Below are 14,565 nucleotides of genomic sequence, written 5' to 3' on the forward strand. Positions count from 1 at the left end.
GTCTTGATGGATTATGTATCGACAAAGATAGTAATAATTTTGTGGGTAATCCACGTTGGAGGCAATATCATGACTGAAGGTAAAGTAAAATGGTTTAATGCAGAAAAAGGTTTCGGTTTCATCGAAGTAGACGGTAGCGACGACGTATTCGTTCACTTCTCAGCAATCCAAGGTGACGGATTCAAGTCACTTGAAGAAGGACAAACTGTAACTTTCGAAATCGAACAAGGCGCTCGTGGACCACAAGCTGCTAACGTTCAAAAGTAATTTGAGACTTTCTCAAGTTAAAAGGACTCCTCTTAGGAGTCCTTTTTTTATTTGTTTTTCTTTTGTTTTTTCTTTGTACGTTTATCAGCAGCATCCATCCGTGCCATCGCTTCTTTATCGTCTGAATCTGCTAGTTCTTCCGAATATTCTACCTCGTCGTAATTACCTTGCAGACCTTTCTTTTTACCCATTATTACATTCCCCCTAAAAATGATCCGTTACGATAAGTCATCACGCTTATCTACATGTAGTATGAACATTGTACTGCTTGTTATGTGATGTAAAATATGGTGGTTTCCTATAATGGGAAATGAGTAATGAACTTGGCTATTCTTCTTCTAAGAATTTTCGAATAACCTTTTCTAAAATTGCTTATAATAAGATCATCTTCTTTTTCCTGCATCGTTTATAAAAGTTCTGACCTTTTTGATAACCATTCAGCAAGAACAATCGGTAACTTTCCGGTCATTGCAATGGAAACATGACCTCCTTCAATCCGCTCATACGTTTTATCTTTAGATGCTACTAATGGCATAATTGGTTTAATTAACGTCTCTGAAACGATTTGATCTTCACTAGTAGCAATTACTAATAAATTCGATTGTACCTTATTTAAATGAACGTTTTTACCATTTATATCTAATTGATTTTTAACCAGATTGTTCTTCTTTCCCAATTCATTAATGAACTGTTTTAAAGTAGCACCAGCAAACGGAATATGTCCTTTGATCCACTTATTAAAAAGTCTCCATTTTAGAACGGATCTTTCATCGTTGGCTCTTTGCAGTAATGAAAAATAAGAACTATACGTAAAAGGAGATATCGCCATCCTCATTCCTAACTCAACTAGTTTTGCTGGAATGACCCCATATTCATCAATAAGGTTATCTAGTTTGCCCTCATCTCTCCTTAATGCTTTTATCCAATTTTTCAGAACGGGTGAATGCTCAAAATCTATTGGAGTAGCAATAAGAACAAGGTTCTTTACTGGTTCTGGTTCAATAGCTGTATAAATGACCGCTAGTGTCCCTCCTAAACAAAATCCAATCATCGTCAATTCGTTTACACCCGAATGATCGATTGCTCTTGTAACTGACCTTTTTATATATTTCGTAATATAATCATCAAGGGTTAGAGCACTATCTTCGTAACCTGGTTTTCCAAAATCAAGCAAATAGACGTCATAGCCATTTTCTAAAAAAGCTTCAATCATACTCATTCCTGGATACAAATCAAGAATATAAGATTCGTTAATAAGCGAATAGACAAGAAACAATGGTATTTTATAGGTTTTTTTACTTGCTGGATAGTACCATAAAGAGGCTTTATTTTTTTTCCATACTAATTCTCTAGGTGTTTGTCCAACTCTAAGATCAGCCTCAACTAAAGAAATTTCATTCCCGACCTTCTTCTCCTTTATGATTTTGTCTCCATTCACTTTATCTCCTCCGGTCCATCAAACTTTCAAGCAGCTTATTCATTGCTAAAGCGTTATTTCCTGATTGATTCACCATGATATTTTCTATTAGGATTTTTCTTAATCTTTCCTTCTCTCCCTCCTTACTATCGCTATTCTTTTTCTGACAACTACCGGGCATAGCCTTTTTCGAAATGGTTAACATTTTGTCTTCTAAATCATCTAACTTCTCTTCAATTTGAATGGCTAACTGGGCTACATTTCTAACGTCATCTTTTGTTGGTATATTTAATTGAGTGGCAAGAACATCTGCGTATTCACGAACTAGCTTCATAAGACGAATATGTTGTTTAGCACCTAATTTAATAAGGTTAATGATGTCGGGATCATCTAACCACTTATGAATTAGTTTGTTTAAGTGCGCTTCAGATTTTTGACCAAACATCTTTAAACCCTCAAGTTGTTTTTTCTTTTTCTTTTTTTTGCTCATGTGAATAATACCCCTTTCCCTGTTCTTCTTATAGACATCGATTATTTATCTATATTCTCGCTCTTCCAATTCTGGTAGTCACTGTGACTACTTAAAATAAAATTAGGCACACTCATACATTTTTCCATTCTTCCGCTTATGTTTACGCTACTTTATTTTTCACTCATAAGATAAACAATCACAATTATAGGAGGAATTAGACATTTGGATGAGCTAAAAAAATATCAACAGAGCAAAGGACCAAAAGGTAATTTACTCACAGGCAATTTAAGTGAATTCCAGAAAGATCCTCTTTCCTTTATGGCCAAGCTTGCCAAAGATTATGGAGATATTGCTCCATTTCGCTTAGGACCCTTTCAAAAAATTTTTCTAGTATCAAACCCAGAACTCATCAAGGAAATACTCGTTACAAAACAACAGAAATTTAGTAAATCACTTGATCTACAGGTAGTAAAAGATATCGTAGGAGAAGGGCTTTTGACAAGTGAAAAAGACTTTCATTTAAGTCAGCGTAGATTGATTCAACCTGCTTTTAAACACACCCACATCATGAGCTATGCCCAAAGTATGATTGATGTAACATCTAAATATATAGATGGCTGGGAACATGGCAAAGACTATTGGATTTCAAAGGATATGATGAATATCACCTTGGGAATTATTAGTAAAACGATGTTTAACATGGAGTTCGAAAAAGGGGCTAAAGTAATTGGAGAACCTTTAGATACGTATATGAAACTTGCTATTAAAAGAATGAGAGCCATCTTAAAATGGCCACTTTGGATTCCAACCAAAAGTAATCGAACGTATAAAAGAACAATAAGGGAACTAGATGATGTCCTTTATAAAATTATAGAGAAAAGAAGGAATAGCTTGGATACTCATCAAGATCTACTAGGAATTTTGATGGCTGCTCGTAATGAAGAGAATGGGCTGGGAATGTCAGACAGACAATTACGAGATGAACTTATGACCATCTTTCTAGCAGGTCATGAGACAACTGGAAATGCCTTAATATGGACCCTTTTTTTGCTTTCTCAAAATCCACGTGCGGAGCAGAAATTGCATGAAGAATTAGATCAAGTCGTTGGCGCACGACAAATACGCCCTGATGACTTTAATCTATTACTATACACACAAAATATTATTAGGGAGTCTCTTCGCTTATTTCCACCTGCTTATGTGATTGGACGACAAGTAGATGAGGACCTTGAATTAGGGGGAACCTCATTAAAAAAAGGTGACATGATTATGATTAGTCAGTACGTAATGCAACGTGATGCACGTTTTTTTGAGAATCCAGACTCGTTTATTCCAGAACGATTTGAAGGTGATCTCTTAAAAAAAATACCTACTTATGCGTACTTCCCATTCGGTGGTGGTCCTCGTGTCTGCATTGGAAACCACTTTGCCCATATGGAAGCAGTTCTTGTGCTAGCTTGTATTTGCCAGCGTTACCGTTTTAGTCTTGCTGATCATCATCATGAAATAAAGCCACAACCCCTTATCACGCTTAGACCAAGGCGAGGAATACAAATGCATGTCGAAAACAGAAAATAAAAAACCCAAATTTACCTTAAAGGGTCGTATTCGTGAATGGTTCTAATCTCCTATCACAGATACAACCCTTTAATCTATCAATCATCTATTTTGTATTTAACGAGTGCTGGATTTAAAATCAAACCCTCTAGTTCGTGCATCAGTGTTGTCATGCAATATATTGCATGACGGAAAAAGTAACAATCTAAACATTTATTTGGAAAAGAACTTCAAAAATTCGAATCAAGGTTTATTCTTACATATTAGATCGAGGATTATCGAGAGTGAGAGAGCTGCTTGCTGATAAATCAATAAACAATAACTTTTTATGTCCAAAAACGAGTAAATAGTACAACATATCTTCTAATATCAGCTTTTTTACTGATTGAGTTTTAACAAGGATTTCGTTAGAGTGAACCTCATTGTTATTGAAATTTAAAAGGGAGGTCATAGGAGATGACAAAAAAATTATCATCATCATCTTCATTTTTGCACTTTCCTTCATTACAGGGTTATTCTTTGTTGAAAATAGAAATCTCACTAATAAAATCGAAGAAACACAAAAGTTAAACGGAATTCAAAGAATTAATCAAGAAATGCAGGAAATGCGTTCTCATTTAGCAAGTAAGTCGGTCTCTTCCAATTTAGCATTGAATTTTGAATCATGGGTAATATCTAATGAAATAGCAGAAGAACTTTATTTAGATAGTGATGGGAAGTTTGAAAAAGAATGGGGTTTATTTCTTGGCGAACTAGCCCAGCAACATAATGTGGACCCCTAATCGTTTATGAATTATTAAAGACTGAAACAGGGGGAACATTCGATCCTGAGTCGGTAGGTCCAAAAACACAATATGGACAAGCATATGGATTAGCACAATTTATGAAAAACACAGCACCGTGGATCGCTGATATGGCGGAACTACCATATACGGATGAATTGTTATATGATCCACTTTACTCAATAGAACTTTCTGTCCACTATTTAAATTTTCTTTATAGCCAATACAAAGATTGGGACTATGCTCTAACTGCTTATCATCGGGGGATGGGCGGCCTTGAAACGTATATTACTCGTAATGGTCATGCAATGAGTGAATATGCCACTACTATTCAAGAAAGAGCAACTGAATTTGACGGGATTGCATTTGTTGACTAGGGCTCCTGATTGAATGATCATTGACTTTTCGAGATGAGAGCGGTATGTTTTATAAATGATACAACAGTAGGTCAGACTACTAAGTGATTAACGTCATATACCTAACCAAAATAAGGTTTCAAAAAACGAGAGTATAAAAAGAAGAAAGAAGCCTTGTATTTTCTTCTTTCTTTCACAAAATAACTTAAAGGAACATAAAAGGAGGAATAGTAATGAGTGAAAATAATCAAGTAAATCAAACAGACACATCTAAGAAGAAAATAAGTTTACAAGAAGCGATTAAACAGCAGCTTGCTAGGAAGAAAAACGAATCATCTTCTGATAGCAATAAACGAAACCCAATCCAACAAACAAAAATGAAAAGTCAACAAACGAAGAAAACGAACAATCAACGAAAAAGACAAGTTGGAGGACAATAATCCTAAACCTCAAGTGGTTAATTTTTCGACATTCACATGTCTTTATTAGAATTTCTTCGATTTTTTTCGTATCATCAGGATGGAAAATATGAGCGGATTTATCCATCTTGATGTACTGTTTTCCCTTCGTCGTATCGACGCTCTGATAATATTCTTCAACTAGTTGACGGCTGACATGGACATCTTTATTCTCATGTATAGATGCAATAGGTACATCTATCCTTTTGCTCGTCTCTAAAAAATTAATACTAGGTATTTCTTTCACAAAATCAAAAGTATATATCAACTTAAAACCTTTGTAAAATAATTATAAATATCTTTTAGAGAATAATCTCTAGAGGTGAACATTACTTTTGAAATTTGCAATAGCCCGGGATGTTTTGACTTCTCCTTCTGAATAAATCATTGAATTAAACCACGCTTGCCACTTCCTTAAGATCCCCCCACTGCTCAAAACTCTCGAAAAAAGAAGGTTCTCCAACCGAGTTTAATTCAGATAATACCTTTTTATTCCTTCTTTTCTTTGCTTCCTCTTTAGCCCATTGATGAGCTATTCGATCATTTTCTGTCCAACTAATAATTTGAGATGCCAATATAGGAATGAAATTTTTCAGGATATAAGTTGATTAAATTCTGACCTAGAATGGTTCCCCATGAATGACCAACTATAAATATTTTTTCTTGGTTGAATTCCTTCCTTAAATATTCAGTTACTTCATTAGCATCATTAAGAAGCTGAGCTATGTTCATGGAATTGGGTGCGATTGACTTGCTATAGGATTTCCCTGTCCCTCGTTAAATCCCAATAAAAAATGGTTGCCAATTCAAAGAGAATGAATTACTTATGAACATCTTATTATCGCCGTTGAAAAAAGATTACGTCAAATTAAGGTCTCTGTTTAGAGTGTTAAATCAGCAGCTAACTACTGTAGCTGCTTTAAAAACGTTATACCTCATTTTTATAACTATTCTAATTTGAAACGAACGGTTCATTTTTCTATGTATACGTTCACTCCCCTTTTACGTCATTAAATCTTACATGATTTTTATGTAATCGATAATAATTTAATTTATCTCTACAGACAATTCTTAATTCTTAATGTAGGATAGAAATAAGATAAGAAATAACGTTTTCAAAAAACTTTTTGATGATTTTTTTGATGATAGGAGTGAGTCAAATGCATTTAACTAGTTATACAGATTATGCACTTAGAACGCTTGTTTATTTAGGAATTCGAAAGGACCTTCCATTAGCAAGAATTAAAGACATTTCTAAAAATTATAATATATCCAACAACCATATGAGTAAAGTTGTTTATGAACTAGGTCAACTTGGCTTGATTAAAACAGTAAGAGGAAAGAATGGCGGTATTAAACTCGCTCTAAATCCAGAGGATATAAATATTGGTACGGTCGTAAAAAAAACCGAGAACTTAAATATTGTTGAGTGTTTTGATCCAAGCAACAATTTGTGTATCATTAGTTCAGCTTGTAAATTAAAATTCACTTTAAATGAAGCCTTACAAGCGTATTTGTCTGTCCTGGATAAATATACTTTGGCTGATGTTGTTTCTAATGGGAATGAGCTCCTTGAAATTTTTAGTTTTCATGAGCAGAAAGCTTAAACATCAACACAAAAAAAGAGGCTGATTAAAGATTATCCTATACTAACCCTTTAACAAGCCTCAAATCCAATTTTGTTTAGAGTCTATTTTACTTTGTTTAACTTTAAAAAAGTCTCCTCCTGTGTTTTTCATGTCCGATATTTTATTCCTTTTTTCTAGCTCAGGTATATGCTTTGAACAATGAATAAAAGCCTCTTCTATTTCGATCACAATCCACCGCTCTGCTTTATTGTCTTCTTTGCTTTCAATATCAATTAAGACTTCTGATGGAAGGTTAAGCGTTTCTAGTTCTTTATTTTCACAAATGTATGCTTTACCATTGACGTGCAGGCCAACTTTACTTTCAAAAAAATCAATAAACATAAGACCGATATGCGGATTTTCTGTTATATTTCCCATACTTGCCATTACACCGTTTCCACGGTATTCAGGATACATAACTGTGGACTCACCAATAATTCTTACAAAACCCGTTGGCCCAGCACGAAAAGAAGAGTCACAATGGCCACTACGATCGGATGTTGAAATGAAAACCATTTCTTGATTCCTTATAAATTCTTGCATCACTAAATTTAGATGATCTAACACCTGATTATTGTAAAATGCAACTGCTCTTCTTGATGTATTATATTTTTCTTGTAGGAGTTGTTCTCCTGTTTGTTTAGGCATGTATTCCAACCCCTTTTCACTACCTAAATAGGTTAAACGAATTAGTTAGCCTCATTTTAACTGAAAATTCTATCTTAGAATCATCGAATGTGAGTTTTCCTTACAAGGTATGTTTTGATTTTAATTAACACGATAACAAAATTACATATAAGAAAAATCAAAGGCAATTACTCCTTTAGTCATTGAATACTAAAAGTAGATACACTTTTAATACAAGTCCGTATATGAATCTCATCATTACTTACAAGTTCTTGCCGAACCTCCTCTGCATTTATAAGCCGATAAAAAGCTAACATATCATAAATATGTTAGCTTTCTCATTATTCTTAGCCCTCTAAACAGATTGCTTTAAGATTCGTTTATTCAGTTTATAATATAATTCTTCACTTGTATCACTTTTTATGACTTTCCCATCTACTAATGAGAATGGACATTCTTTACATGTTTTACACTTTCCTAAACAGCCTTTACGCTTGATCCTCAAATCAGGATAAGAAGATTTAAGAGTTTTATACGCTTTTTTTGTTTTAAACTCATTTTCTTTACAAAAATAAACCTTATCCATTTTATATGCACCTCTTACTAATTGATAATTATAATCATTTTCATCAGTATAACAAATTCATTGGTATTCGTATACTAAAAAATCTGATAATTAACCCAAAAAAATAATCCTTCTTATATAGAAGAATTACATTTTTTGCTTTTTAGGAATTGACGATATTTTTCATACAAAATTTTTCTGTTTTTCACCGCCTGAACATTCACTAAGAAAAACGCCTGACTTTTTTCCTGATTTAATAACCAGTAATCAAAACCCTTGTTAGATGTTATCTTTTCCTTTATATACTTATAATTTATTACTTTTATCCAATCACTTGAGCGCAGGCCACTTTGGTATTTCGACATGGGTTTTTTCACTATAATACCCTCTAACCCGTAATCTTTTACAATATCAAAATACATTTGGGAATTCCCTTCAACCCATTGAGAAGTCACAATTGTGATGTTGTCTGTCGGAATCGTCTGATCTAACAAACTCTTACGCTTTAAAAGTGGAAGTTGAGTAACTCTTTTACCCTTATAATATAGAATGTCAAAAGCAACATATTGAATCGCGACATCTGTAAGTAATTTTTCAGATTTTACTCGATTCATTAAAAGCTGATAATCTGGTTTGCTCTCCCGATCTGTTGCAATCAATTCCCCGTCTAAAACAACACCTTTTGGGAGTTGAATGTCTAATATCTCTGGAAATAAGCGAGTTACATCTTGTTTGTTCTTTGTATACAGTCGTATCTCGCCATTAAGATTGCTATAAATTAATCGGATTCCATCTAACTTCAACTCAGTAATGACATTAGCGTAATCTTCTGGTGGGGAAATCACCTCTTTTACTAACATTGGAGAAATAAACATGAAATCACCTCACTCCTCATCATACACGGGACTTTTCAAATGATCATTAGTGTTTTATTGGTAGTTAATCATTTAATCCACTTAAGGAAGCTAAAGATAAAAAGAATAAGAAATTGAATAAATTTAAGTGTTAAACTTAAAATCTTCTTTGATGCCATTAGATATGGTGAGAACTCCAATTGAATTATTTTAGTAGTGGTGACGTACGTTAAAGTTGTCCCTTTTAGAAGAAAAATTAATTTTTCCACGTCTTTGGAATACCTAAATTCTCTCGTTCATTTGACCTCTCTTATTATTGCTCATAAATATTCACAGGAAATAATTACTAATACTAGTTAAGCCATCTAACGCTCGAATAATTATATTTATTTAAACTCATCCTAATAATTACTTAGTTCAGGGAGGAATGCTTTTTGAAATTTGTAGACGATTTATATGAGTTATACAAAGACCATTTAACCGGAGATGAAGAAGATGCACTTATTATAATTGATGGAATTATACGAGACTTCAATAACGCAGATATAAAAAAGTTGATATCCGATATGCCAAATAGAGAACGGTTTGAAATGCTGTCTCTTTATTTATACGAGAAGTTCCGTTTAAAGATAGCAAATGAAGGCGTTGGAAAAACTCTTAACCGAGATGACCAAGATGACATTAAATTCTTTCACTAAAAGAAGTGAATCAATGCATCTTTTATAAGTTACAGTTTTCCTTTTTGCATCTTAAATCTAAAACTTATTTAAGTACCATATCCTAACTTTGTCCGATTGTTAAAGGTATTGTCCTGAAATAATTATTCTTGAAAATATTCAAACAAGATTTCAAGAAATATTCCTAGTCGAGAATTGAATAGAGATTTTTACTAAAAGGTTTTTTTCTCTCTTTGAAATAGTTTTTTATTCTTTTGTAAAGTTTTCAAGCCGACATTGAACTTGACTAAATCTTTTGTTAACCTTGACTTATAATTAATACCTATTAAACAAGGTGGCAAATATGAGCAGTCAAAACAAATTAAAATTAATGTTGTTAGTAGAAATTTTTCTCGTATCTACGAGACTCGGTTTTACGTCATTTGGTGGTCCAGTTGCGCATTTAGGGTATTTTCATGAAGAATACGTCCGTAAACGTAAATGGATGGATGAAAAAGGATATGCTGATTTGGTTGCCTTGTGTCAGTTTTTACCGGGGCCGGCAAGTAGCCAAGTTGGTATTGGCATTGGAGTTGTCAGAGCTGGGATCTTAGGGGGCATCATTTCATTTCTTGGTTTTACTCTTCCATCTGTCATTGCACTCATCCTCTTTGCTTTGCTGTTACAAAGTTTTGGATTTTCTGACTCCGGTTGGATTCACGGTCTTAAAATAGTTGCAGTTGTCGTTGTTGCTCATGCAATTTTAGGTATGGCGAAAAATTTGACACCTGATGTTCAAAGAAAAACAATTGCTTTATTTGCAGTTGTCGTTACCTTGCTTTGGCAAACAGCCTTTACCCAAGTAGGGGTTATTTTACTTGCTGGATTGGCGGGCTTTTTTCTTTACAGACAGCTTACCATTAATGAAGCTGTTACTGACACAACTTCATTTGCTCTATCACGACGATTTGCTGTGATTTGTCTAATTGTATTTGTTGGCTTACTTGTTGCTCTACCACTTATAAGAGAAGCCACTACATCAAACTGGATTGCCATGTTTGATAGTTTTTATCGTGCTGGTTCTCTTGTCTTTGGTGGTGGACATGTTGTTTTACCATTACTTGAACGTGAATTCGTTCCATCTGGTTGGCTTAGTGAAGAACAATTTCTGGCGGGATATGGTGCTGCGCAGGCTGTACCTGGTCCCTTGTTTACATTTGCGGCTTATATAGGAGCTGTCATCAACGGTTGGCAAGGTGGACTTGTAGCGACTATAGCCATTTTTCTACCAGCTTTCCTTCTTATATTAGGTACTTTTCCCTTTTGGAATTTTCTACGTCAAAATTACAAAATAAAAGCAGCGTTAATGGGAGTTAACGCCGCAGTTGTTGGGATTTTAATTTCAGCTCTTTATCACCCTATTTGGACTAGTTCTATTTTATCAGCCATTGATTTTGCTTTTGCCGCTATTTTATTTAGTCTATTGGTCTTTTGGAAACTCCCTCCTTGGGTGATTGTATTAACAGGTGCTATAGGCGGTTTTTTACTTCAATGTTTTAAAGCATTATAAAAAAACACTAGGGATTCCCTTAGTGTTTTTTATAATGTCGTTATTTCCCGTCCATTCAAACGATATTGATATTGAATTCTCGTAATCTAAGTCATCGGACGTAACAGGTTGTGACTGGTGAAATTAAGAGCTACTATTTCTTAATTTCACTTTTGAATTTCCCCTGTAATCAACACATTAATTATAATTATTTTAATTTAGTATTGATTTTCCTTTGATAAATGTTATTATAATCATAGCCACTACGGTAAAACAAACACAAGGTTATCGTTTTTTTATTTATGCTCTGTCAGGTTTTGTTTCTGATCATTTAGAAGTGCTCTATGATAATGACTATGAATGCACAAACAGTCACAGCCGAGCAAGCTACTATCGTCCCCTTATGCCTAACACTGATCCTAGATTTATTCAAACTTTAGCCAATTTAGTATAGTTAGACTACGAAAATTATTAAATAAGGAGCTATCTATCTTGAAAAAACATTCAATCTGTCCTCAATGTCATTCAGAAATTAAACAATTAAAGCATAGCATTATTTGTAAATGCGGTATTAAGTTTAAAACGATAAAATCATTTGCAAGTTAATTTATCTACACATGAAAACGTAATGTTTTCATGTGTTTTTTGAATCCTGATTATTAGGCTTAACTTTTCAATTATCTTATAAGATCAATTGTTGCTAAAAGTTATAGGTAAAAAGTATAAGCATCTTCTCACTGCTATAGTTGATTAGTGTATATTTTTCCATTTTCCACTTTTTACGATAACAATAACAAAAAGACCTTACAAACCTTATGGGATAAAACCGATTACTCATCGGTGATACTACTCATTCTTCTTTTATTAATTAATCAAAAAATCAGCATCCTACTTTTAGTAGCTACGCTGTTTCATAAGATTTATCTTCTTTCTACACATCTGAAGGATTTAATTGTTTGATGAGTTCAGTCTCACTTTCCATTGATTTAAGCCACATATCCACTAGTTCAATCCCACTGATTAGTTCTATACCTAATCCTTCAGCATATCGCATGGCTTTGTCTGTAAAACCTGCTGTTGTAATGACAAGCCCTCCTATAGCTCGCCACTTTTCCATATTTGAGTGGACGAGTGCGATCGATTCAAAGTCCAGATCATCTTTGCTACACTTAACCTGCCCTAGGTACAAACCTTCTTCTCGGCGATTCTCAAAATCAACTCCAAAGTCTCCACTCGCTTTACTCACAAACATATCTCCGCCATAGAAAGATTTAATCATATCAGTCACAAAATGCTCAAATGCTAAAGGATCTTCTTTTATGAATGTTGCACTGTATGAAGTCTCGTCAAGTTGTTGTTCCTCTTTAAAACGTAAATATAAGCCCATTGCTAATGTTTGACGTAATTCAATGTCGCTCTCAACTTTATCAAGTAATAGGTCTGTATATTCTTCTCTTTTGTTTTTCAATCGGATTCCATTAATAACTGTAAGTATGGTAATTAAAATAGCTACAATCGTTATAATCATTTGTGATTCCACTTCTTTGCCCCCTCTTTTTAGTAAGTTTGTACAAAAGGAGGCACTATCAAACAAAATGGCATTAGGTCTATTTTAAATCGTTCCATTCCACTTTTTTCTCTTCGTTCAACATTTCTACAAATAAGTTGGTTTAACCGTAATTCCATTTGCTGCTAGTTCAATTAAGTGTCTCATTGTCTCTCATCATTTTATTGCTTCTTTTATTGATTCTCCTTCTAATAAAAAGACCACCGACCCTATTTAACAAGGATCAGTGGACAGATATTACTCCTTATTTACCATTTGCTCTATTTCTTCTAAAATCCCCTTCCTAATTTGATCTATTTTAGTGAAATCCATCGCCTCAATATAGTAAGATTCTAGCTTATCACGAAGCTCCTTTGCTTCCGCTAAGTAAGAAACTCCTTCTTTCATTTTATCTTTATAAGGTTTTGTTGTTCTTGCAATTTCCGCTACAAATTTCTCGTCCGTATCTGGCGCAATACATCTTGTATACATATCAACGACCTCATCTGTTTCTCGATCTGGAAAATACTCATGGGGTGCGGTACTATCAAAAATAGCGATCCCTCTCTCTCTCAGAATCACCATATCCAAACTATCTGGATCAAAGCCACAATGATACACTTCAACATCAAACCCTTTTGCCTCAGCTGCTGTTGCAATCTTTTTTAGCATCGTTGATTTTCCTGATCCAGCTCTTCCTTTTATGAAATAACGTTTCTCAACATCTTCTGTTAAAGTTTGAATAAAATCAACGGCACCTTTAGGTGTTGCAGCACCTAAGAAACGATGCTTTATTGTAGATTTTTTATCTACACTTTTCTCCCTGAAGAACAATTCAATTAATTCATCTGTTAACTTATTAGCTTTCTCAAAATCCATGTTCTTAATGTAAATTTCCTCAATATCATCATGAGCCTTCAAAGCAGCTGCGAATGTGTCATATGCTAATTGAAATTTTGCAGAAATGGCTTCGTTCAATTTAAGAATTTCTTCTTTATGAACAGCGAGTTTTTTTGAATCCCATGCTACTCCTAAATTCACATATTCATCTATGAGTCCAGGGGCTTTCGGTTCAATAACGTGAGGTGCAGTTCCATCCACTATTCCAACTCTGAATTTAGGTATAATGACTCCATCAATTGAGTTATTATCAGAAGAACAATGTAAATACTCAATATCCAATCCTTTACAAGTCATTTCTTCTCCGACCGCTTTCATGAGTGAGGACTTTCCTGTTCCAGGACCCCCCTTTAAAATAAACAAACGGTCTAACTGGTCTAACGCATTATCATAAAGACTATAAAACCCTTTTGCTGTGTTTCCCCCGGCGTAGTAGTTACGAACTTTCCCACTCATCCAATCACCCTTTCATTCCTTTACCTCAACATATGTAGATCTTCTTACAAGGGTGAATGCCTATTTTTGTTATATTTACTAACGAAAAAGAGCCCAGAGGTGGTTACCCCTAAAAGTTAGAGTTTTTATTATGCAGCTGATTGGCTGGGCTGAGTTCGGTATTCGACTGGACTTAAACCAGCCAATTTTTCTTTTGATCGTTCATGGTTGTACCAGTAGATATATTCTTCAATCCGTCTTTTTAATTCTTCATAGTTTACTAATTCTTCCCCATAATACATTTCTTGCTTTAAAATACCAAAGAAATTCTCCATCGAAGCATTGTCTGCACAGGTTGCTTTACGTGACATGCTTTGGAATACTTTATCTTCTTTTAATGTCCTCACCCATTGGTTATGCTGGTAATGCCAGCCTTGATCGGAATGGATGGTGGTGCGATAGGTTGCACGATTCTTTATTATCTCTATCGTTTCTT

General features: G+C 34.2%; 17 protein-coding genes and 2 pseudogenes. 9 read left to right on the forward strand and 10 right to left on the reverse strand.

Going from position 1 to position 14,565, the window contains the following annotated elements:
- Positions 1–69 precede the first annotated feature (69 nt).
- Complete coding sequence (locus LDX58_RS18300; RefSeq protein WP_227938252.1) at positions 70–267, forward strand: cold-shock protein; 198 nt, start codon at positions 70–72, stop codon at positions 265–267.
- Positions 268–314: 47 nt separating this feature from the next.
- Here LDX58_RS18300 and LDX58_RS18305 read toward each other — a convergent pair whose 3' ends face one another.
- The 3 genes from LDX58_RS18305 to LDX58_RS18315 form a co-directional block, all read right to left on the reverse strand.
- Positions 315–458 carry a YfhD family protein gene (locus LDX58_RS18305; protein ID WP_227938253.1) on the reverse strand — a complete coding sequence of 48 codons (144 nt, stop codon included), beginning with the start codon at positions 456–458 and terminating at the stop codon, positions 315–317.
- A gap of 215 nt (positions 459–673) precedes the next feature.
- A complete protein-coding gene (locus LDX58_RS18310; protein WP_227938254.1) occupies positions 674–1,705 on the reverse strand; it encodes an alpha/beta fold hydrolase in 1,032 nt (343 codons plus the stop codon).
- A gap of 1 nt (position 1,706) precedes the next feature.
- The gene (locus tag LDX58_RS18315) at positions 1,707–2,174 is read right to left on the reverse strand and encodes a hypothetical protein (protein WP_227938255.1); all 468 of its coding nucleotides are present in this window, start codon (positions 2,172–2,174) and stop codon (positions 1,707–1,709) included.
- 204 nt (positions 2,175–2,378) lie between these two features.
- On the opposite strand from LDX58_RS18315, the gene LDX58_RS18320 reads away from it, so the two are divergent.
- From LDX58_RS18320 to LDX58_RS18335, 4 genes are all read left to right on the forward strand, one after another.
- Positions 2,379–3,734: a cytochrome P450 gene (locus LDX58_RS18320; RefSeq protein WP_227938256.1), complete on the forward strand. Its 1,356-nt coding sequence runs from the start codon at positions 2,379–2,381 to the stop codon at positions 3,732–3,734.
- Between the two features lie 401 nt (positions 3,735–4,135).
- Entirely contained in the window at positions 4,136–4,495 is a 360-nt protein-coding gene (locus LDX58_RS18325) for a hypothetical protein (RefSeq protein ID WP_227938257.1), read from the forward strand.
- Positions 4,495–4,872: a transglycosylase SLT domain-containing protein gene (locus LDX58_RS18330; protein WP_227938272.1), complete on the forward strand. Its 378-nt coding sequence runs from the start codon at positions 4,495–4,497 to the stop codon at positions 4,870–4,872. The genes LDX58_RS18325 and LDX58_RS18330 overlap by 1 nt, the downstream gene beginning before the upstream one ends.
- A gap of 212 nt (positions 4,873–5,084) precedes the next feature.
- Positions 5,085–5,291, forward strand: coding sequence for a hypothetical protein (locus tag LDX58_RS18335; RefSeq protein WP_227938258.1), 207 nt, complete (start codon positions 5,085–5,087; stop codon positions 5,289–5,291).
- A 573-nt stretch (positions 5,292–5,864) separates the two neighbouring features.
- Here LDX58_RS18335 and LDX58_RS26825 read toward each other — a convergent pair.
- Positions 5,865–6,074: pseudogene (locus LDX58_RS26825) on the reverse strand (alpha/beta fold hydrolase); the annotation flags it as partial.
- Between the two features lie 395 nt (positions 6,075–6,469).
- Here LDX58_RS26825 and LDX58_RS18345 point away from each other — a divergent pair.
- Positions 6,470–6,916 (forward strand): Rrf2 family transcriptional regulator, encoded by a 447-nt coding sequence (locus tag LDX58_RS18345; protein WP_227938259.1) that lies wholly within the window; start codon positions 6,470–6,472, stop codon positions 6,914–6,916.
- 60 nt (positions 6,917–6,976) lie between these two features.
- Here the strand turns inward: LDX58_RS18345 and LDX58_RS18350 are convergent, their stop codons facing one another.
- From LDX58_RS18350 to LDX58_RS18360, 3 genes are all read right to left on the reverse strand, one after another.
- Positions 6,977–7,585, reverse strand: a complete 609-nt coding sequence (locus tag LDX58_RS18350) for a pyridoxamine 5'-phosphate oxidase family protein (RefSeq protein ID WP_227938260.1) — start codon at positions 7,583–7,585, stop codon at positions 6,977–6,979.
- Between the two features lie 334 nt (positions 7,586–7,919).
- Positions 7,920–8,150, reverse strand: coding sequence for a DUF1450 domain-containing protein (locus LDX58_RS18355; protein WP_227938261.1), 231 nt, complete (start codon positions 8,148–8,150; stop codon positions 7,920–7,922).
- A 113-nt stretch (positions 8,151–8,263) separates the two neighbouring features.
- Positions 8,264–9,004 carry an ATP-dependent DNA ligase gene (locus tag LDX58_RS18360; RefSeq protein ID WP_227938262.1) on the reverse strand — a complete coding sequence of 247 codons (741 nt, stop codon included), beginning with the start codon at positions 9,002–9,004 and terminating at the stop codon, positions 8,264–8,266.
- 413 nt (positions 9,005–9,417) lie between these two features.
- Between LDX58_RS18360 and LDX58_RS18365 the strand changes: the two genes are divergently transcribed.
- The 3 genes and pseudogenes from LDX58_RS18365 to LDX58_RS18375 form a co-directional block, all read left to right on the forward strand.
- The gene (locus LDX58_RS18365; RefSeq protein ID WP_227938263.1) at positions 9,418–9,681 is read left to right on the forward strand and encodes a DUF6154 family protein; all 264 of its coding nucleotides are present in this window, start codon (positions 9,418–9,420) and stop codon (positions 9,679–9,681) included.
- A gap of 322 nt (positions 9,682–10,003) precedes the next feature.
- Positions 10,004–11,209, forward strand: coding sequence for a chromate transporter (locus tag LDX58_RS18370; RefSeq protein ID WP_227938264.1), 1,206 nt, complete (start codon positions 10,004–10,006; stop codon positions 11,207–11,209).
- A gap of 259 nt (positions 11,210–11,468) precedes the next feature.
- Positions 11,469–11,642 (forward strand): annotated as a pseudogene (locus LDX58_RS18375) (ferrochelatase); the annotation flags it as partial.
- Positions 11,643–12,119: 477 nt separating this feature from the next.
- Here the strand turns inward: LDX58_RS18375 and LDX58_RS18380 are convergent.
- The 3 genes from LDX58_RS18380 to LDX58_RS18390 form a co-directional block, all read right to left on the reverse strand.
- The gene (locus LDX58_RS18380) at positions 12,120–12,728 is read right to left on the reverse strand and encodes a restriction endonuclease (RefSeq protein ID WP_227938265.1); all 609 of its coding nucleotides are present in this window, start codon (positions 12,726–12,728) and stop codon (positions 12,120–12,122) included.
- 264 nt (positions 12,729–12,992) lie between these two features.
- On the reverse strand, positions 12,993–14,090 hold the full coding sequence (locus LDX58_RS18385; protein WP_227938266.1) for a PRK06851 family protein: 1,098 nt from the start codon (positions 14,088–14,090) through the stop codon (positions 12,993–12,995).
- A gap of 128 nt (positions 14,091–14,218) precedes the next feature.
- Positions 14,219–14,565, reverse strand: a 347-nt coding sequence (locus LDX58_RS18390) for an IS3 family transposase (RefSeq protein ID WP_227938267.1), incomplete at its 5' end; no start/stop codon positions are given.

This window comes from Alkalihalobacillus deserti, assembly GCF_020734105.1.
Taxonomy (GTDB): domain Bacteria; phylum Bacillota; class Bacilli; order Bacillales; family Bacillaceae_D; genus Halalkalibacter; species Halalkalibacter deserti.